20 protein-coding genes and 1 pseudogene are annotated in these 18176 nt (G+C 69.6%); 16 read left to right on the top strand and 5 right to left on the bottom strand.

Translation table 11 applies throughout. From position 1 onward, the window contains the following. Both ACH34W_RS41295 and ACH34W_RS41290 read left to right on the top strand, forming a co-directional pair. Nucleotides 1-651, top strand: coding sequence for a DsbA family oxidoreductase (locus ACH34W_RS41295; protein WP_395966651.1), 651 nt, complete (start codon nucleotides 1-3; stop codon nucleotides 649-651). Nucleotides 652-733: 82 nt separating this feature from the next. Further along, entirely contained in the window at nucleotides 734-2284 is a 1551-nt protein-coding gene (locus ACH34W_RS41290) for an MFS transporter (RefSeq protein WP_395966650.1), read from the top strand. Here the strand turns inward: ACH34W_RS41290 and ACH34W_RS41285 are convergent. After that, nucleotides 2281-2592: a hypothetical protein gene (locus ACH34W_RS41285; protein WP_395966649.1), complete on the bottom strand. Its 312-nt coding sequence runs from the start codon at nucleotides 2590-2592 to the stop codon at nucleotides 2281-2283. The two genes, ACH34W_RS41290 and ACH34W_RS41285, sit on opposite strands and share 4 nt — an antisense overlap. A gap of 40 nt (nucleotides 2593-2632) precedes the next feature. Then, nucleotides 2633-2851 (bottom strand): hypothetical protein, encoded by a 219-nt coding sequence (locus tag ACH34W_RS41280; RefSeq protein ID WP_395966648.1) that lies wholly within the window; start codon nucleotides 2849-2851, stop codon nucleotides 2633-2635. Nucleotides 2852-2906: 55 nt separating this feature from the next. On the opposite strand from ACH34W_RS41280, the gene ACH34W_RS41275 reads away from it, so the two are divergent. Both ACH34W_RS41275 and ACH34W_RS41270 read left to right on the top strand, forming a co-directional pair. Continuing rightward, the gene (locus ACH34W_RS41275) at nucleotides 2907-3743 is read left to right on the top strand and encodes a hypothetical protein (RefSeq protein ID WP_395966647.1); all 837 of its coding nucleotides are present in this window, start codon (nucleotides 2907-2909) and stop codon (nucleotides 3741-3743) included. A gap of 103 nt (nucleotides 3744-3846) precedes the next feature. After that, the gene (locus ACH34W_RS41270) at nucleotides 3847-5079 is read left to right on the top strand and encodes a PQQ-binding-like beta-propeller repeat protein (protein WP_395966646.1); all 1233 of its coding nucleotides are present in this window, start codon (nucleotides 3847-3849) and stop codon (nucleotides 5077-5079) included. Here the strand turns inward: ACH34W_RS41270 and ACH34W_RS41265 are convergent. Further along, nucleotides 5076-5174: pseudogene (locus ACH34W_RS41265) on the bottom strand (TniB family NTP-binding protein); the annotation flags it as partial. The gene ACH34W_RS41270 and the pseudogene ACH34W_RS41265 sit on opposite strands and share 4 nt — an antisense overlap. 439 nt (nucleotides 5175-5613) lie before the next feature. Between ACH34W_RS41265 and ACH34W_RS41260 the strand changes: the two are divergent. Both ACH34W_RS41260 and ACH34W_RS41255 read left to right on the top strand, forming a co-directional pair. Next, nucleotides 5614-5811 (top strand): hypothetical protein, encoded by a 198-nt coding sequence (locus ACH34W_RS41260; protein ID WP_395966645.1) that lies wholly within the window; start codon nucleotides 5614-5616, stop codon nucleotides 5809-5811. A 156-nt stretch (nucleotides 5812-5967) separates the two neighbouring features. Further along, nucleotides 5968-6309, top strand: a complete 342-nt coding sequence (locus tag ACH34W_RS41255; RefSeq protein WP_395966644.1) for a hypothetical protein — start codon at nucleotides 5968-5970, stop codon at nucleotides 6307-6309. Nucleotides 6310-6537: 228 nt separating this feature from the next. On the opposite strand, the gene ACH34W_RS41250 is transcribed toward ACH34W_RS41255, so the two are convergent. Continuing rightward, entirely contained in the window at nucleotides 6538-7737 is a 1200-nt protein-coding gene (locus tag ACH34W_RS41250; protein WP_395966643.1) for a helix-turn-helix domain-containing protein, read from the bottom strand. Nucleotides 7738-7916: 179 nt separating this feature from the next. Between ACH34W_RS41250 and ACH34W_RS41245 the strand changes: the two genes are divergently transcribed. From ACH34W_RS41245 to ACH34W_RS41220, 6 genes are all read left to right on the top strand, one after another. Then, on the top strand, nucleotides 7917-8123 hold the full coding sequence (locus tag ACH34W_RS41245; RefSeq protein ID WP_395966642.1) for a hypothetical protein: 207 nt from the start codon (nucleotides 7917-7919) through the stop codon (nucleotides 8121-8123). After that, a complete protein-coding gene (locus ACH34W_RS41240) occupies nucleotides 8120-8470 on the top strand; it encodes a hypothetical protein (protein ID WP_395966641.1) in 351 nt (116 codons plus the stop codon). Before ACH34W_RS41245 ends, ACH34W_RS41240 begins: the two co-directional genes overlap by 4 nt. A gap of 168 nt (nucleotides 8471-8638) precedes the next feature. Then, entirely contained in the window at nucleotides 8639-10138 is a 1500-nt protein-coding gene (locus ACH34W_RS41235) for an FAD-dependent oxidoreductase (protein WP_395966640.1), read from the top strand. A 15-nt stretch (nucleotides 10139-10153) separates the two neighbouring features. Then, nucleotides 10154-11281 carry a hypothetical protein gene (locus ACH34W_RS41230; RefSeq protein ID WP_395966639.1) on the top strand — a complete coding sequence of 376 codons (1128 nt, stop codon included), beginning with the start codon at nucleotides 10154-10156 and terminating at the stop codon, nucleotides 11279-11281. A 4-nt stretch (nucleotides 11282-11285) separates the two neighbouring features. Then, entirely contained in the window at nucleotides 11286-11906 is a 621-nt protein-coding gene (locus tag ACH34W_RS41225; protein WP_395966638.1) for a TetR/AcrR family transcriptional regulator, read from the top strand. A gap of 160 nt (nucleotides 11907-12066) precedes the next feature. Further along, the gene (locus tag ACH34W_RS41220; protein WP_395966637.1) at nucleotides 12067-12711 is read left to right on the top strand and encodes a hypothetical protein; all 645 of its coding nucleotides are present in this window, start codon (nucleotides 12067-12069) and stop codon (nucleotides 12709-12711) included. Between the two features lie 63 nt (nucleotides 12712-12774). Here the strand turns inward: ACH34W_RS41220 and ACH34W_RS41215 are convergent, their stop codons facing one another. Beyond that, nucleotides 12775-15861, bottom strand: coding sequence for a BTAD domain-containing putative transcriptional regulator (locus ACH34W_RS41215; RefSeq protein ID WP_395966636.1), 3087 nt, complete (start codon nucleotides 15859-15861; stop codon nucleotides 12775-12777). 72 nt (nucleotides 15862-15933) lie between these two features. Between ACH34W_RS41215 and ACH34W_RS41210 the strand changes: the two genes are divergently transcribed. The 4 genes from ACH34W_RS41210 (at nucleotide 15934) to ACH34W_RS41195 (ending at nucleotide 18174) form a co-directional block, all read left to right on the top strand. Then, the gene (locus ACH34W_RS41210; RefSeq protein WP_395966635.1) at nucleotides 15934-16524 is read left to right on the top strand and encodes an NADPH-dependent FMN reductase; all 591 of its coding nucleotides are present in this window, start codon (nucleotides 15934-15936) and stop codon (nucleotides 16522-16524) included. Further along, nucleotides 16521-17066, top strand: a complete 546-nt coding sequence (locus ACH34W_RS41205) for a dihydrofolate reductase family protein (protein ID WP_395966634.1) — start codon at nucleotides 16521-16523, stop codon at nucleotides 17064-17066. Before ACH34W_RS41210 ends, ACH34W_RS41205 begins: the two co-directional genes overlap by 4 nt. Nucleotides 17067-17277: 211 nt before the next feature. After that, on the top strand, nucleotides 17278-17760 hold the full coding sequence (locus ACH34W_RS41200) for a hypothetical protein (protein ID WP_395966633.1): 483 nt from the start codon (nucleotides 17278-17280) through the stop codon (nucleotides 17758-17760). A gap of 6 nt (nucleotides 17761-17766) precedes the next feature. Continuing rightward, entirely contained in the window at nucleotides 17767-18174 is a 408-nt protein-coding gene (locus ACH34W_RS41195) for a nuclear transport factor 2 family protein (protein WP_395966632.1), read from the top strand. Nucleotides 18175-18176 lie beyond the last annotated feature (2 nt).

The following is an 18176-nucleotide window of genomic DNA, read 5'->3' as shown; positions in this document are numbered from 1 at the left end:
ATGCCTGTACTCACTGTTGACATCTGGTTCGATCTCGTGTGCCCCTGGTGCCACATCGGCGAACGCCGCTGGGCGGCCGCGCTGGCCGGATTCGAGCACGCCGACGCCGTCCAGGTCCGCTGGCACAGCTTCGAGCTGGATCCGCACGGCTCCCGCGAGGCCGGAGCGACCATCCCGCAACGTATGCAGCAGGATCTCGGCCTGTCGGCCGAGCAAGCGGCCGAAGGCGTGGCCTCGCTCACCAGACTCGCCGCCGGCCTCGGCCTGACCTACCGGCTGGAGCAGGCCCGCCCGGTCAACAGCTTCGACGCGCACCGCCTCCTGCACGCGGCCGCCGCCCACGACCTGGGCGACCGGGTCCGAGAGCGGCTGATGCGGGCCTACACCGGCGAGGGCGCCCACCTCGCCGATCACGCGACCCTGGTGGCACTGGCGGCCGATGCCGGTTTCCCCGCCGAGGACGCGCAGGCGCTACTGCAGGGCGATGACCACGCCGATGCCGTACGCGCCGACCACGACCAGGCGCGCCGCCACGGGGTGACCGGAGTGCCCTCCTTCATCCTCGCCGGCCAGCGCCGGATCGCAGGCGCCCAGCCCACGCAGGTGCTCGGCCAGGAACTCCACCGCGCCTGGCGCGTGACGACCCGCTGAGGCGGGCCACTACACACCGCCTGCGGTTCCCTCACATCGACTTCCCCTCTCCGGGGCTTCTCCCCGACCATAAGGAGACTTCATGCGTTCTGACGCCTCAGCACGGGCCGGTTGGAGACAGTGGGCGGGCCTTGCCGTCCTCGCCCTTCCCGCCATGCTCGTGATGATCGACATGAGCGTTCTGCACCTGGCCGTGCCGCGCCTGAGCGCCGACCTCGACCCCAGCGCCTCCCAGTTGCTGTGGATCACCGACATCTACGGGTTCCTCATCGCCGGATCGCTGATCACCATGGGCGCTCTGGGCGACCGCGTCGGCCGCAGGCGGATCCTGCTGATCGGCGCGGCCACCTTCGGCGCGGCCTCCGTGCTGGCCGCCTACGCCTCCACCCCCGAGACGCTGATCATCGCCCGGGCGCTACTCGGCCTGGCCGGGGCCGCACTGGGGCCCTCCACGCTGTCGCTGATCAGCGTCATGTTCCACGACCCGCGGCAACGCACGACCGCCATCACCGTCTGGATGGCCAGCTTCATGGCCGGCGGCGCCGTGGGCCCGCTGGTGGGCGGCGTGCTGCTGGAACACTTCTGGTGGGGGTCGGTGTTCCTGGCAGCGGTGCCGGTGATGGTGCTGCTGATGGCTTTCGGGCCGATCCTGCTGCCCGAGTACCGCGATCCCCGGCCGACCCGGCTGGACCTGCCCAGCGCGGCGATGTCGCTGACGGCGGCGCTGGCGGTGGTGTACGGCATCAAAGAAGTGGCCAAAGACGGCGTCGCCTGGCCCCCCATAGCCACCACCCTGATCGGCCTGGCCATCGGCGCCCTGTTCGTCCGCCGGCAGCGGCAACTCGCCGACCCCTTGCTGGACCTGTCGCTTTTCGGCAACCGGAACTTCACCGTTTCCCTGGGCACCCTGACCATCACCGTGATCTTCATGCTGGGCACCCAATTCCTCATGGCCCAGTACATGCAGATGGTCCTGGGCCTGCCGCCGCTCCAGGCCGGACTGTGGGGACTACCCCTGGTCATCGCGGGCACCGTCGCGATCTTCGTGGCCTCGGCCTTTACCGGAAAGATCCACCGCGCCTACATCTTCGGAACCGGGCTGGTCATCGCGGCCGTCGGTTTCGGCATCCTCACCCAGGCCGACGCCTCAGCCGGGCTCCCCGTCGTCGTGACCGGATCCGTCTTGCTGTTCACCGGCCTCATGCCGGTATCAGGGTTGGGCATCGACATGATCGTCGGCGCCGCTCCGCCCCGCCAGGCCGGAGCCGCCGCAGCCGTCGGAGAGACCACCCAGGAACTCGGAGGCGCCCTGGGCATCGCCCTCATCGGCAGCCTGGTCAACGCCGTCTTCCACAGCCGCATGTCCGCCACGGTCCCCGACCACATCCCCTCGGCGGCCGACACACTCCCAGCGGCTCTGGCCGCGGCCCGCACCCTTCCCGAGCCCTTCGCCGGCCAACTCGCCGCCAGAGCCCAGGACGCCTTCGCCGACGGGCTGCAACTCACCGCCTTGATCGCCATCCCCATACTGCTCGGCCTGGCCTGCCTGGCGGTGTCCCTCCTCAGGCACACACACCCGAACGCCGACACACCGGCCGACCAGGAACACGCGGTGAACACACCCACGGTCTAGCTCAGAAAATCGGTGCTCAGCACGGCGGACGTCATCAGCCTGTGGTGTGGACGGGAGTCAGCACTCGGTTCGAGGGTGACCCTTGTAACCGAGGGCTCCGAGCTGGCGGACGTGGTTGCGTCCGCAGGCTGGGCCAGGCGGGCCTGGACAATCATCGAACCGAAAGCGGTCCCGTTGATCGACGCATCCCGGCCCATCCGCACGGCGACCGCGTGGCCCTGCGACAGCAGGCCATCAGCGCGGGCGATGTTGCCCTCGCCGGCGGTAACGACGGCAACGAAGGTGGCGTGCCAGCCGTAGATGGCCATCCGAACGCCCGACGGCGACAACTCCACTCAACCCGGCTCGCTAACGCCGTTGGCCGGTCGGTTGCTCGTGACGGGCAATCATCGAGTGCGTCGGCCAGGGACGGCAGCGGAACCTGGAGGGGGCGGCGTCGCACACGGCCGCGGCGGCCGCGAGGATCTCCTCCAGCGGGCCGTTCCCGGTGGCGCTGGCATGGACCTCGGCGAGCCGGTCCGGAGGCGCGTTGAGCGCCAGATCATCACGACCACAACCAGCTGGCATGGCTCCCGATGAAGACCAGTGAATACCGCACCCTCCTAATAAGTGCACTGCACCGGTGCACCGCACCGACGTGGGCCGCGTGCTCCCCGGGCTCATCCGCGATGCCAGGACCGCCGTGCGGCTCACCGAGGGGGAGGAACGCCGCGACGCGAACGCCGTCCTGTCCGACATTTATGCGCTCGCGCAGCACGAGATCGTGTGGGCTTCTGAACCAGAGCTGATTTGGGTCGTGGCCGACCGGAGTATCAGCGCGGCGCACGACGCAGACCGCCCCATCACGCTCGCCGGCGCCGCGTGGACGCTGGCGATCGTCCAGCGGTCCATGGGCGATCTGGACGGCGCGATCGAGCTCGTCATCGAGGCCGCCGGAATCCTGCGTCCGCGACTGGAAGACGGCCCGGTCGAGCTTCAGGCGATGTATGGCGCGCTGCACCTGCACGCGGCCACCACCAGCGCCCGCGCCAGCCGGGAAGGGGACGCGCTTCGGTACCTCGATGAGGGACAGGCCACGGCCGAGCGCCTGCCGAACGGCTACCACCACCCGTGGACGCAGTTCGGCGCCTCGAACGTGGCCGTGCACTCGGTGTCCATCGGCGCCGATCTGTCGAAGTCATCGGCCGCGCGTGACTGGGCACAGCAGATCGACCCGGACACGATTCCGAGCCGCGAGCGGCGCGCACGGCTCATGGTGGAGACGGCCCGGTCGTATCACCAGCAACGGGACTACTCAGCTGCGCTGGACTGGTTGGAGTGCGCCCACCCTGTGTGCAACGACTCCGCGCACTACTCGCCGGAGGCGCGACAGATGGCTTCTGACGCGGTGGACCACGGCGGCCCGATGATCGAAAGGCGGGCACGGATCTTCGCACAGATGCTCGATCTTCCCGTGTAGGGGTGGGCTCTCCACCCCTTCCGCGGCGCATGCTCTCCACCCCATGCCGGTGGGGTGTGGGGTGCATCCATCGCGTCGCCCGATCACGGTGAGTCTGTAGCACATGCCACAAACCCGGGTGGCGTTGGACGGCCGCGGTTGCGCCACCTGGCCGTTGAGGGACACTGGCCCAATGGGGCAGTACCCAACCGAGCCGGAAGCTGTCGCCGGTTTTACCCCGTGGTCGTTTCGGGCCGAGAGCAAGATCACGTGGACGCCGCTGGTCACCGGCGACGCCGTGTACACGGTGAACTCGGCCGGCGTCATCTATGCGCTGGATGGAGCGCGTGGTGAGCCACGGTGGAGCCAACGACTCCCCGCCGGTGCCGCCTCGATCCCGGTCGTGGCCGGCGGGGTGGTGCTGCTGGCGGTGGACCCGGGGGGCACATACGGCCAAGGGCAGGCGATGGTCGCCTTGGATGCCGGCACCGGGCAACAACTCTGGGACGACCCGCACCGGGGGTTTTGGGGTGCGGCGGCGGCTGACCGGCATGGGCGGGTGTTCGTCGTCGACGCCGGCCCGCGCGGCGCCGTGCTGCGGGCCGTTGACGCCGCGACGGGCGCGACCCTATGGCGGGCCGACGTTGAGGAGTGGGAGAAGCACCGCGGCGCCCGTGACCACATCTTCTCCATCAACACACCGGTGTGTGTGACCGGCCAGCGGGTGTTGGTGCACATCAGCACCTCGGTGTGCTACTGCCTGGACGGGCGCGACGGGACCGTGGTCTGGCGCACCGCCCACGGCTCCCACTACAACTCCTACAGCGCTCCGGCGGTGCACGACGGTGTGGTCTATCTCGGCACCGGTGATGGCGGGCTGGTGTGCCTGGACGCCGACACCGGAAACATCCGCTACCAGGGGCGGCCACCGTGGGAAGCGCTGCACGCGGCCGTCGGGTGGCAAGACCCCGGCCAGCGGTCGCCGGTGATCGACCAAGGCGTCGTCGTGGTGAGTGACGGCCTGTTCTTCGGGGCCCGCAACGGATACCTGTGCCGCTACCGTCCCGCCGACGGGCTGCGCCTGGTGGACAACCTCGCCGGCGGCCGGGGGGCGCCCACGCCGGTACCCGCCGGGGAAAGGGTTCTGGCGCTGTGGCCCCGCGGCCAGCTCGCCGCCTACGATCCCCATCAAGACACCCCGGCCTGGCGCAGCCGCCTACCCCGTCGCACTACCGGCATCGCCGCAGGCGACCACATGTTCTGCTACGGCCGAGGCCGCACCCTGCACACCCACACCACCGCTACCGGCCACGGCCCACCAACAACACCACCATGGCGTCACGCACCGTCGTTGTGAAGGAACCCGCAGCGGGTGTCCCCACGCCCGGCCAAGACGTTGTGGAGTTCGTCGATCACCAGCATGCCGACACCCACCATCGCGAGCAGGAGCAGGCCGCCGAGCGTCCCAGCCCCGACCCTGCGCGCCACCGGCGCGTTCCGGCCATGCAGCTGCGCCTGGTTCCGCGTTCGCGCGACCTTTGGCTTGGGTGAGAGGTCGGACATGTCGATGGTGTTGCGCTCCAGCCAAAGGCCGGAGGCAGGGCGGCGCGGCCGGCGACGGCGGACACGGGTGATCAGGGACGAGATTCTCACCGTGCGGTGACGCGACCGATACTCAACCAAAAACACCATGACCATCGGCTGATATCAATCGCCCAATAACCGCAAAGCGCGCCCGCTGGCTCACTAACGCGCCCATTCACACAAGAGCCGCGTGGGCCAATAAGACGCTGACAGCGCCGCGTTCAGAATGCCGGTGAAACCAGCCCCGCTTTTAACTGTTAGTAATCGCGCAAGTTCGCTAAGTTACAAGTCGAGGGAGGGTTTGACAATGGGCATCGGCGGCGCAGACGGTACCGGGCAAGCGGCCTGGGCGGGCAAGGCAGTGGCGGATCTGACCTGTGAGGAGATCAGTGATGCGCTGACCTATCTGGCCCACCATCACCCGGCCGATGAGACCCTCACCCGCGCCCTGGCCGACCGGCTCGCCGACACGGTTCCGCTGCTCGGCGCAGCCGGGACACGCTGACGCCTGGCCGCCGGCACAGGAGCCACCGCAGGCCATCGAGGGCCTTCGGGGGGCCATCCGGGGGGAATGGGGGGAAGCCGGGGGCGCTCAACACACCCGACAGAGCGTCCCCGGCTCATGTTCTCGGCACGTGGAGTGGCAGGTGGGGATGAGGCAATGAACCTGATCAACATGTGTGGGTGTTGCGCTCGTGGATGCTGGCCCACCCCGCGGGACGACCGCGCTGACGGCCAGGTGGAGGAGACGGTCCAGGAGCTGCAGGATGCCGCCGCCGACGGTGTCGCGGTGTCGCAGGTGCGGTTCCTGGCGGATGTGACGCCGTTGCCTGATGAGCACGTGCGGGCGCTGGAGCGGCGGGCCAAGGTCGCCGGAGTGGCGGTCGTGCTGGTCGACGACCGGCCCGACCGCCGGCCGGGCACGATCCGGTCGGCGGCGTTACATCCGCATGAGCTCGCGGTCCTGCAGCAGGCCGCCGCCACCCGCGTCGACGCAGGTTGACGGCATGACCAACAGAAAGGCCGGGCCCTCCCTAGGGCGATGTCGATCACGGCGGCGTCCGGCCGGTGCGCTGCGACCGCGGCGCGCAGCGCGTCCGCATCGCCCACCGCGGCGACGACCTCGGTTGCGGACCCGAACGCTGCGGCAGGAGGCGTGCACCAGGCGCGTTGCCGGCCAGGCCTGGTTGAGGAACTCGGCGTCCCGCCCCCTTGGTGAGGGGGCGCCTTGCTATTCGTCCGCTGGGGCGCACAGCTCGCGGTACGCCTCGTGCAACTCGACCGCCTTCGGCACCTTCAGCGCCTCCACGGCCGTGATGACCTCGGCCGCGCGCCAGTAGTTCGACGGCACGAGACGGCCGCTCTCCAGCGCCTCCATGGCCGCGTGTGCGGCCTCGTCGGGCTGGTCAGACGCGAGCAGTGCAAGCGCCAGGTCAAGCCGCGCTGAGGCCGCCCGCCGCGGCCGGGCCAGGCCGACCGTGGGATGCTCGAGCCGGTCCAGCACGCCGCGCGCGTACGCCTCGGCCGCCGGGTCGCCGGCCCATGCGAGCGTCGTTGCGGTGTAAGCGTCGCTCTTTGCTGGGTCGTACCGGTAATGGTGCTCGGGCCGGTCGGGTTGTGGCAGGGGCGACACGAGACGCTCGACGCGCGTCAGTGCCTGGCGTGTTTCCTCAGCCGCGCCGCTGTCCCCTTCCGAGGCGAGCCGGGCCCACGCGCGCCCCTCTTGCGCGGTCGCCTGGATATAGGCCGAGCTGGTGCGAGGCGCGGCCCGCTGTGCGGCCTGGGCGAGTTCGACGGCACGCGAGTAGTCCTTATCGGTGACGGCCTGCCATGCCTCGGTCTCCAGGCACCACGCCAGGATCTCGGGGTGGTCTGCGTGCTTGGCCATGGCGGCGGCCGTCCGCAGGCGCGCCGCGGCGGCCGGGGGGCGGCCGAGGTCGACGTCGCACGTCGCGGCCAGCAGAGACAGCCACCCGCCGACGACCATCAGGCGCCGCCGCTCGGCCAGCGTCATCCGCGCGTCCATGAGCTGAGCGACGTAGGCAAGGTGTTGCCGGGTGCGGGCGAGCAGCTCACCAGGCGCCGACCTCGGGTAGGCGGACGCGAGGTCGTCCACGGTCATCTCCAGCGCGGCGAGCGTCTCATCACCCACGTCGCTCGCGTCGACGCGGCGAGCCAGGTCGACGGCCTCCACTTCCTCGCCGAGATCGTCGTGCGCGGGCGCGCGGACCGAGACCGGCTTAACCGCAAGCAGACTGCCCCGGGCGTCGAGCAGGTCGTCGAGCCGCTGGGCGACCTCGGGGGACGGCGGCTTGTGGTCGTTGGAGATCCGTGACAGGTAGCCGGGGTCACACGGCACCGTCTTGGCCAGCTTGCGCAAGCTGATCTCGCGCTCGGTCATGAGCTGGCACAGCTTCTCGCCGAAGGTCATCGCCTCACCCGTTTCGCCCCGGGTTGACCCGTTGTCGGGGGTTGCCCGCTGCCGGTGAGCAACAGGTCAACGCCTCCACGGTAGCCGCGCGAGCGGAAACGTGTCAGGTGACACAGGCGGCCCCCGGCCGGCGGGCGAACGCCGGGACTCCGAGGGCCTACCGGACGGAAGGGTCCGGCATGACGAACCTAGCGGAGGCCAAGGCCGCGCTACGGCGAGACTTCCCTGGCTGGTCCATCATCACGACCAACCGCGACCGCTGGTGGGCGACCCGCAATCCCGAACGCGACCCCGAGACCAGGCGACTTGTTGACCACAGCGTGACCGCCCTCGACGCCAACACGGCCGAGGAGCTACGCGCCCAACTCGAGAGGGTGAAGCGGTGAAGGCCACCGACCGCCTGGACGCGCTCGCGCAGGAGCTCGCGCTTCGCGGGGTCTCGTCCCGTCCGCAGTTCGACCAGGTCCCCGCACGGCAACGGGTGTTCCTGCCCAACACACCCCGCTTCGGCGACAGCGTCCGCGTCGGCACCGGCCCTAACGGGGAACCGTGGTTCATCTCCTCCACCGGCATCCCACTGGCTCCCGTATGGGACCTGCCGTGCGCAGCCGAACGGATCACGGGACTACTGACCGCGTACCTGCCTGTCGCCGACGCGTTCGGTGTCACGAAACCGGCGCCGCGCGGATGGTGGCGTCGGCTCCTGGACGCGCTCGTCGGGTGGGCGGTGTGATGCTGCCGTCCAGCAGTGATCAAGGCGCTGACGGCCGGAATACGTCGGGAAGGGCCGCGACACGCCATCGCCGCTGGTCGAGGTCCCGTGGCTTGTTCGGGCCGCGCCTGTTGACCTTCGCTTTCACTGATCATACATTCATTCATAGTTTGTATGAATGGAGCTCGGATGCGGGGAAAGACGGCCGTGGTGCTCGGCGGCAGCGTGGCGGGGCTGTGCGCCGCGGGAGTGCTCGCGAGGCATTTCGACGAGGTGATCGTCCTGGAGCGGGACCGGCTCCCGCCGGGCGCGCAGCATCGGCGGGGCGTGCCGCAGAGCAAGCACCCTCACTTCCTCCTCAATTCAGGGCGCCGTGCGATCGGTGAGATCTTCCCCGGGTTCGAGGAGGCACTGATCGCCGCGGGTGGGATGTGCCTGATGCCTTCGATGGACGCGGCGTACTGCGAGAACGACGGCTGGGCCCCGCGCAAGTCCGGGTCGATGACGATGGTCTACAGCTCCCGGGTGCTCATCGAGCGGGTCCTGCGCGACAAGGTCCGCGAGCTCCCGGCCGTCGAGATCCGCGAGGGGGTGACCGTCACCGGGCTTCGTTCCAGCGGGGGCGGCACCGCGCGCGGGCGCGTCGAGGGAGTCGAGTACCGCGTGGGCGACGAGTCGGGATACCTGGCCGCCGAGCTCGTCGTGGACGCGCTGGGGCGCGGCTCGTCCGTTGTCGACTGGCTGAGCGCGGCGGGATGGACGGCGCCGCCGGAGAAGACCCTCGACGCCAAGGTCACCTACACCTCGCGATGGTACGACCTGCCGCCCGCCGACCGGCGTCCGGAGTCGTGGTGGTGGAAGCACCTGGTCATCACTCCGACCCAGGACACCGGCGACCATCCCGAGGAGCACGAGTTCCTCAGCAACTTCTTCCCGATCGAGGGCGACCGCGCCATCGTGTGCATGGGGTCGTGGGGCGTCCGGATGCCGCGCGAGGCCGACGCCTTCGAGGCCGCGCTGGACCGCGTACGGGCCACGACCTTCGGGCAGGCGACGCGTGCCTGCACTCCGACCTCCGAGGTGCACCTCACCCGTTCCACCGGCAACAAGTGGCGCCGCTTCGACCTGCTCGACCGGCCTCCGCTCGGGCTGGTCTGCGTCGGTGACTCGATCTGCGCGTTCAACCCGTTCTACGCCCAGGGGATGAGCTCGGCGGCCCGCTCCGCGCTGATCCTCGCCGAGATGCTGCCGGGCCGCGACGTCCTCGACCCGCCCTTCTTCCGCGAGTTCCTCGCCCGGCAGAAGAAGTCACTCGACGTGCCCTGGATGCTCGCGATGGCCCGTGACCAGGCCTATGACTTCGCGACCGGGAGTGAGCTCGTCGCTCCCTGGCGCCGCAGGCTGGCCGCGCGCCTCAGCTGGCCGATCTTCAACGCCATCACCGCCGCGAGCCGCGAGGACGCCTACGTCGAGCGGACGTTCGCCCAGGTCTTCAACCTCGACATGTCGCTCAAGGAGATGGCCACCGATCCGCGCTTCTGGTTCGGCATCGTGCGCTACAAGGTGCGTCAGCGGCTCGGACGCACGGTCGTGCCCGGCGGGTTCGACGACCAGCAGGACCCGCCCGGCACCGACTTCACCCGCGCCGGCAGATCACCGTCCGCCGGAACCGATCTCGTCGACGCCTGACCCGAGGAGCAACGAATGGGCTATTCATGCGACTCAGCGGCCGAGCGCCTCGCTGAAAGGCTCGGCTACTCCTGCCAAGGCGCCGAACCCATCGTGGACTTCCGCAACCCGTTCGGTCTCGAGAACGGCACCATGCCGTTCCTCGAGCTGCTCATCATCGGCGGCGCGGTGTTCGCCCTCGTCCATGCGTGGCGACGGTGGCGGCGCGACGGCGACCCGATCAACATCTCGCTGTGGTTCGCCTCGGTCGTCTACCTGGCGGTGATCGAGCCGCCGCTCTACTTCCCAGGCTGGTTCGGCCTGGAGGAGCACGTCGGGTTCATCTTCTCCCACAACGTGTTCGCCGTGCAGTTCATGTACGACCGGCTGCCGCTCTACATCGTGGCCTTCTATCCGGCGCTGTCGCAGCTGGCCTACGAGGTGGTCCGCGTCCTCGGCGTCTTCGCGCGGCGCGGGCCCCTGGCCGGTTCGCTGGCGGTCGCGTTCGCCTGCCAGGCGTTCTACGAGATCTTCGATCAGCTCGGACCCCAGCTGAAGTGGTGGGCCTGGAACACCGACAACGAGATGATCAACAAGCCGGCGCTCGCCTCGGTCCCCATGAACAGCATGTTCCTGTTCGCCTCGGTGTCCTTCGGCGCGATGACCTACCTCGTGGTCCGGCTGGTCGGCGCGAAGGACGGCCGGGGCACGCTCACCGGCCGGCAGATCAGCCTGCGCACCGTCGGCGCCGGCGTCGTGACACCGTTGGCGATGGTGGTCGCCGGCGCGCCCAGCGGCGCCTTCCGCGGTGAGGACCAGCTCGGGATCCAGCGGGCTGTCCTCGGCGCCGAGCTCGCCCTGGTCTGGATCGTCGGCCTCTACCTTCTCGCGGACGCCTGGCGCGCGCCGCGAACAGATCCGGCCACGGTGGCCTCGCCGCTGTTCGTGCGGACCTATCCGGCGCTGTACCTCGGCGTCCACATCGTCCTGTGGCTGGTCGCGTTGCCGGCCTACTTCGCGGCGGCCGACGGCATCACCGAGCAGGGCACGCCGATCGGCAGCCTGTGGTACGCCTTGCTGTGCGCCGTCGCCGCGACCGGGCTCATCCTGGCCGCACTCCGCGCGACCATGTCCCAACCGACCGCAGAGCCTGTGCGATCCTAAGGCCATGGGGCACCACGGCTGGGGAGGGCGGCCGCCCGCATCGGACGCCGAGGCCCGGCAGCGCATCATCGACGCGACCGTCCGCTGCATCGACAGGCACGGCGTCACGAAGACGACCCTGTCCGACGTCGCCGGCGAGCTCGGCGTGACCCGCCAGACCGTCTACCGCCACTTCGGCCGCATCAGCGACATCATCGGCGAGGTGGCTGCCCAGGGCGCCGAGTCGTTCGTCGAGCTTCTGATCGCGCACCTGCACGGGATCACCGATCCGGCCGAAGCCGTGGTCGAAGGCATGGTCTTCTGCGTACGGACCATCCCCACCGAGCCACGGCTGAGCCTCCTGCTGCAACTCGGAGACACCACCGCCTTCGGCCGCGGCGCCACCACCAGGGACACCATCGCCTACGGCGCCGAGATGCTGCAGCGCTACCCCGTCGACTGGGCCGCCGCCGGCATCGGTGAGGACGACCTCAACGGCCTCGCCGAGATCATCATGCGACTCCTGACGTCGCTGCTGCAGCACCCGAGCGAGCCGCCGCAGGACGAAGCCCGGCTCCGCGCCCTCCTCAACCGCTGGCTGGCCCCAGCGCTGTCCCGGACATCGGCATCCGCGCCCCCGCATTGAGCGTTCTCCACGAAGCCACCTGCCCATGGCAGTGAAGCGGCCATATTTGGCAGTTTTCATGCTTGCGCGCCGTGCTCTAGTCAACTGTTCGGGCCCGACCTCTTGTTATGCATATGCTGGTCGATTTCACCGGTGCCGGATTTCTCCACGGGAGCGTTTTGTGAAACGGCGTCGCCTGGTCCTCGGCCTGGGGCTGGTGTGTGTGCTGGCGTTCGGCGGCTGTACGGTGACGGCCGCGTGGTCCCTGGGGGTGTTCACCTCCAAAGGCCGGTACGACCCGATCGACGCGTGCACCCTCATGCCGTCCACCGAAACGCTGGCGCCCCTGGTGCGGAACGGCGCGCGGGAATCGGGAGACTCGCGGCCCAAGACGTTCCTGGACTTGGGAGACGAAGGCAATATGGCGTCCCAATGCAAATGGAGCAGCGTCCCGTCCAAGCAGGACCGCCCGTTCCGCACAGTGCGGATCCACGCCAAGACCATGACGCACGATGGGCGCCAGTCCGCCGAGAAGGAGGCGGACCACGACCTGGACATCTGGCACCGTAACGCCGTCCGGAACAAGGGCCAGGACGGGGTGCGGCCGGTCAGCGTGGCGGAACGGGCCTACTCCACCACCGACAAAACCGTGATCAAGATCTTTGCCGTCACTGAGATCTACGACCTGCACGTCAAGTTCCGGGACTCGAACGTGCTGGTTGACGTGTCAGCGCGCACGCACACCCCGCCGGGTGACCAGGAGCGAGCCCTGGTGCTCGGCCTGGCACGGAACGTCGCGGAGCGCCTGCGCACGCACGCCAACTGATCCGTTCTCGTGCGTGGCGGTAGGCGGGACCGGCTGAACCGTCGCGGGGCCATGACGACGTGCTTATGTGATCGTCTCGTCTAGGGTCTGGTGGCGGCCGGCGGTGTATTCGGTGGTGAAGACCTCTTCGCCTAGGAACTGGCGGCAGGTTGCGGCGATTCTGTCGGCGTCGGCACGTTCCGCTGGGGACTGCGGGAGGGCGGTGGCCTCGCGGGACGCAGCCGCCGCACCGAGGAGCCGGGCGGCGTGGGCGTGGGCGCCCGCGAGGGCCATGGCCCCGGCCAGGCCCTCCGCGGCGGCGACCACGCTGCGCGGGGAGTCGAGCTTGCACGCCGCGCTGTACGCCTCCAGGTGCAGGGCGCGGGCGGCCTCGGCGTCGCCGCGTTCCTCGGCGGTGAAGCCCAGTTCGACCAGGACCATCGAGAGGTACAGGGGCTCGGCGCCGCCTCCTGACTTCGCCCGCCGTACCAGGTTGCCGAGGTGTTCCTCGGCGAGATCGAGCTCGCCCTGCCTGCGGGCGGCGTAGCCGAGGCCGATCTCGGCGAGGATCTCGCCGAGCGCGTAGTCCTGTTCGGTGGCGAGGCGAAAGGCGCGCTCGGACAGCTTCCAGGCCTTCGCGTAGTCGCCCAGTTGCACGTGGGTCCAGCCGAGCCAGGCGAGTTGACCGCTGAGCTCCGGCCACAGGCCCAGCTCCTCCGCCATGTGCACACCTTTCACGTGCAGCCTGGCGGCGCGGTCGTTGTCGCCGGTCAGTTCTGCCAGGCCGCCCAGCCAGCCCGATGCCTGCAGCTGACCCCATCGGTCGCCAATCTCGGCGAACAGCTCCGCGCTTCTGGTCGCTGCCCGCTCGAGTACGGTCAGGTCGCCGCGTACGTGCGCGAACTGGGCGCGAGTGTTCAGCGCCGCCGCCTCGCCCCACCGGTCGCCCGCGGTGCGCAGGGACTCCAGAGCCCTGTCGAGCAGGTCTTCAGCGGCTTCCATCTCACCCAGGTTCACCAGCGCGAAGGCCAGGAACCACGCCGCCCTGGCCCGCTCGCCCAGCTCTCCGGCGAACACCTCCGCTGCCTGCTCCCGGCGTGCCACCCACTCGGCACTCCCGCCCTTCAGAACGGCGATGCCCATGAGCCACGCCATCGCCACAGACCGCACCCCGCCACCCGCTGCGGTGAGGGCGGTTTCGAGTGAGCGACCGGCTTCGGTCAGGCGGCCGCGGAGGTACCAGTACCAGGTGAGGGCATTGGCGAGACGGAGGGCCAGCTCCGGGTGAGCACCGTCCACGACGGCGCGGAAGTTGGCGGCCTCCGCATCGAGCAGGCCAAGCCACTGGCGCTGGTCGGGGCCGTAGAGGTGGGAGGCGGCTCGTTCAGCGAGATCGGTGTAATAAGCATGGTGGCGGTGCCGTACCTCATCCAGGTCGCCCGCCTCTCGCATGCGTTCCACGCAGTAGGCGGCGACGGACTCCAGCAGGCGGAAGCGGTTACCCGCCCTGGCCACCAGCGACCTGTCGACGAGGCGGGCGAGCAGGTCGAGGACGTCCTCGGCGGCCACGCCGTCGCCGGGGCACACGGCCTCGGCCGCCTCCAGGACGCACCCGTCGGCGTGTACGGCCAGGCGGCGCAGCACGAGCCGCTCCTCCCCGGTCAGCAGCTCCCAGCTCCAGTCGATCATGGCGGTCAGCGTCTTCTGGCGGGGAGGCGCACCCCGATGCCCGGTCGCCAGCAGCCTGAAGCGGTCGTCCAGCCGGGCCACCAGGCCGTCCACGCCCAGCGCCCGCACCCTGGTGGCGGCCAGCTCCAGCGCCAGCGGGATCCCGTCCAGCCGCCTGCACAGCAACGAGACGGCGGGGGCGGTCGAGTCGTCGAGCCGGAAATCGCTCTGCGCGGCCGCCGCCCTGGCCGCGAACAACCGGACCGCGCTGTCCTGCTCCAGCGGCGGCACGTTCCACACCACCTCGCCAGGCAGCGCCAGCGGCTCCCTGCTCGTCGCCAGGATTCGGAGTTCCGGCGCGGCCCGCAGCAACGCCTCCGCCAGGTCCGCCACCTGTTCCACGACGTGCTCGCAGTTGTCCAGCACCAGCAGCACCCGCCGGTTGCGCAGCGCACGCGCCAGCCGGTCGCGTGCCGAGAGCGGCTCGCCGCCCGGGTCGCGGATCTCCATGACCGCCATCACGAGCTCGGCCACCTCGCCGGACCGGGGCATGGAGGCCAGCTCGACCAGCCAGACACCGTCGGCGTGGGCGGAGACCAGCCGACCCGCCGTCTCCACGGCCAGCCGCGTCTTGCCCACCCCGCCGGACCCGCAGAGCGTCACCAGCCGATTCGTCCTGAGCTGTGCGGATACCGCGGCCAATGACTCGTCCCGTCCGATCAGCTCGGTGAGCGGAGCGGGCAGGTTGGTGGCGTGCCGCACCGCTGGAGCGAGGTCAGGGTCCTGGGCGAGGATGGCCCGCTGTAACTCGGCCAGCTCGGGGCTGGGGTCCAGGCCGAGCTCCTCGCCGAGCCGTTCGCGCAGGTCGGCGTAGCTGTCCAGCGCCTCGCTCTGCCGTCCGGCCCGATACAGGGCCTTCAGGTGTACGGCACGCAGCCGCTCACGCAGCGGATGCCGCGCCACCAGGTCGGCCAGCTCCCCGGCGAGCAGGGCGTGTTCTCCCAGCTGCAGCCGGGCCTCGGCATGCGCTTCCACGGCGTTCAGGCGCTGCTCCTCCAGCCGGGCGATCGCCGCCCTGGCGAACTCCTCGTCGGCGAAATCGGCGAACGCCGGGCCCCGCCACAGGGCCAGCGCGTCGGCCAGCAGCGCGGCCCTCGTTCCCGGGTCTTTCGCCGCTTGGGCCTGCTTGGTGAGCTCGGTGAACCGGCGCGCGTCCACGGCGTCCGCCTCCACCTGCAGCAGGTAGCCCGTGGGCCGGTGCGCCACCAGGTTCCGATCGCCCAGCGCCTTGCGCAGCTGCGAGACCCTGACCTGCAGCGTGGCCGATGGATTGGCGGGGGCGTCGTCTCCCCACAGGTCGTCGACCAGCCGGTCGGCCGACACCGGGCGGCCCTCGTTCAGGAGCAGGTTGGCCAGGAGCGTGCGGACCTTCAGCCCACGGATCGTGACGGGCACGCCATCCGCGTCCCACACCGTCAGCGGACCAAGCACCCCAAAACGCATGACCGTCACCCTATGCCGGAGCGGTAAGTGCGGTGGAAGGAAACGGTAAGGGCCGCCCAGCACAGTAGTCACATGGCAAGCAACGAACGGCTGCGGGTGGCGGTGATCATCGGTAGCACCAGAAGCGGCAGGTTCGGCCCGACGGTGGCCGAGTGGTTCGCCGCCCAGGCCCGCAGGCGAAGGGAGCTGGAGGTCGACGTCGTCGATCTGGCCGAGGCGCGGCTGCCCGAGGTCCTCACCGACGAGGACGAGGAGCTGCCTGCCGAGGTGCGGGCGCTGGCTCCGCGGCTGGCCGCGGCGGACGGCTTCGTGGTGGTGACCCCCGAGTACAACCACAGCTTCCCCGCACCGCTCAAGACCGCCATCGACTGGTACTACGCGGAGTGGCAGGCCAAACCGGTCGCCTTCGTGTCGTACGGCAGAGAGTCGGGCGGCCTGCACGCGGTCACCCAGCTCCGTGAGATCTTCGCCGAGCTGCGGGCGGTGGCCGTCACCGAGCCGGTCAGCCTGCCCTGCTACTGGGATCTCTTCGACGCCGACGGCTCCTGGCCCAAACGGGGCGCGAGCTGCCATGCGGCGGCCGGAATCACGCTTGACCAGCTGTCATGGTGGGCCCGCGCGCTGCGGGACGCCAGAAACGACTACCAATGGAGAGAACAATGAGGAAAGTCATCGCTTCGACCTACAGCACGCTCGACGGCTACATCGACGAGCCGCAGAACTGGTCGTTCGACTACCGGACGGACGATGCCATGCAGTACGCCCTGGACCTGATGCGCAGGTCGGACGCCCTGCTGGCGGGGCGGCTCACCTACGAGGGGTTCGCGTCGGTCTGGCCGACCAGGCCCAGCGACGAGTTCTCCGACCGGATCAACGGCATGCACCATTACGTGGTCAGCGACACCCTGGAGAAGGCCGACATCTGGGGCACCTCCACCATCATCAGGGGCAAGGACCTCGTCGAGGAGGTCACCAAGCTCAAGCAGCAGCCGGGCCGCGACATCATCATCTACGGCCACGGGCAGCTGACCGACGCGCTGTCGCAGGCCGGGCTGCTCGACGAGCAGCACCTGTGGGTGCACCCCCTCATCGTCGGTGAGGGTGAGCCGCTGTTCAGGCGTGAGTCGAAGGCGAAGCTGAAGCTGCTGGAGAGCAAGACGTTCAGCTCCGGCCTGGTCATCCTGGTCTACCAGCCCGAGCAGTAAACCAGGATGACCGTTGCGGACCAGCCTCGGTTAGCGGAATCCGCCGCAAGGCCACCGCTAATCGAGGCCCGTCCGCTGGGGTGACGGTCAGATCTCAGAGCCCCAAGCACGCATCTCAGAGCCCCAAGCATGCATCTCGGGGCCCCAAGCATGCATCTCGGGCCCCAAGCAGGCGTTGACACCTTTTAATCGTTTAACTAGTGTCAGACCTATGATCCTCTTGAGCGGGTTGCACAGGCCGCGCGTCATCGGAAGCCTCGGCGTGCACGAGGTGGCCGGCTGGCAGGTGAAGGTGTACGGCATCGCTTGGAAGGGTGAGAGGCCGCGGCCGAGCCTGGTCGAAGCGGGCATCCACAGGGCTGGGCAGGCACTGCCGGCTCCCGCCTGGCGACGCGAGGATGAGGGGCCGGATCGCTATGGCGTGGGATTCTGCGTCGTTCATGACGCCGGTGACCGCTGTTTCGTCCTCGTTGACTGGTGGGCGGCGGAGAACGAGCTACACCAGCGCATGTTCTCGGCACCGCTTGAGGAACCGGATGCACTCGTTCCTCACGCGTCCGAGGCGATCGGCTGCGTGTGGGAGTTGGAGGTCGTCGACTTCGAGCGGCGGGCCTGGCTGCGCCATGTTCTCGCCAATCCCGGCGGCCCCGATCTGGACGCCTATCTGCACGCGACGTTCACCGGAAAGGTGTGAGATTCCATGAGCGCTTCGACCGAAGTGATGACGACGGATCGGCTGTCTGAGTTCGGGGCGGCGTGGCGGGCCAAGGATGTGGATCGGCTCATGTCGTTCATGACCGAGGACTGCGAGTTCCGCGCCTCGGTGGGCACCGAGCCGGGCACCGTCTTCCGCGGACGCGCGGAGGTGCGCCGCGGCTTCGAGCTCATGCTCGCCTACGATCGTGGCGCCGAGGCCCACGGTGGCCTGGCGTTCATCGCTGGTGAACGCGGGGCATCCCAGTGGTCGTACTCCCACGTCGCGGCCGATGGCACGGTCGTGCACGTCCATGGGTGCGATCTCTACGAGTTCGTCGGCGACCGGATCCGGGTCAAGGATGCCTACCGCAAGCTCGACGGCGACATCTCACGATCGTCCGCAGACAGGTAGGG

Source organism: Actinomadura sp. 6N118 (assembly GCF_044326415.1).
Classification (GTDB): Bacteria; Actinomycetota; Actinomycetes; order Streptosporangiales; family Streptosporangiaceae; genus Spirillospora.
This window is presented reverse-complemented; position numbering and strand designations above follow the sequence as displayed.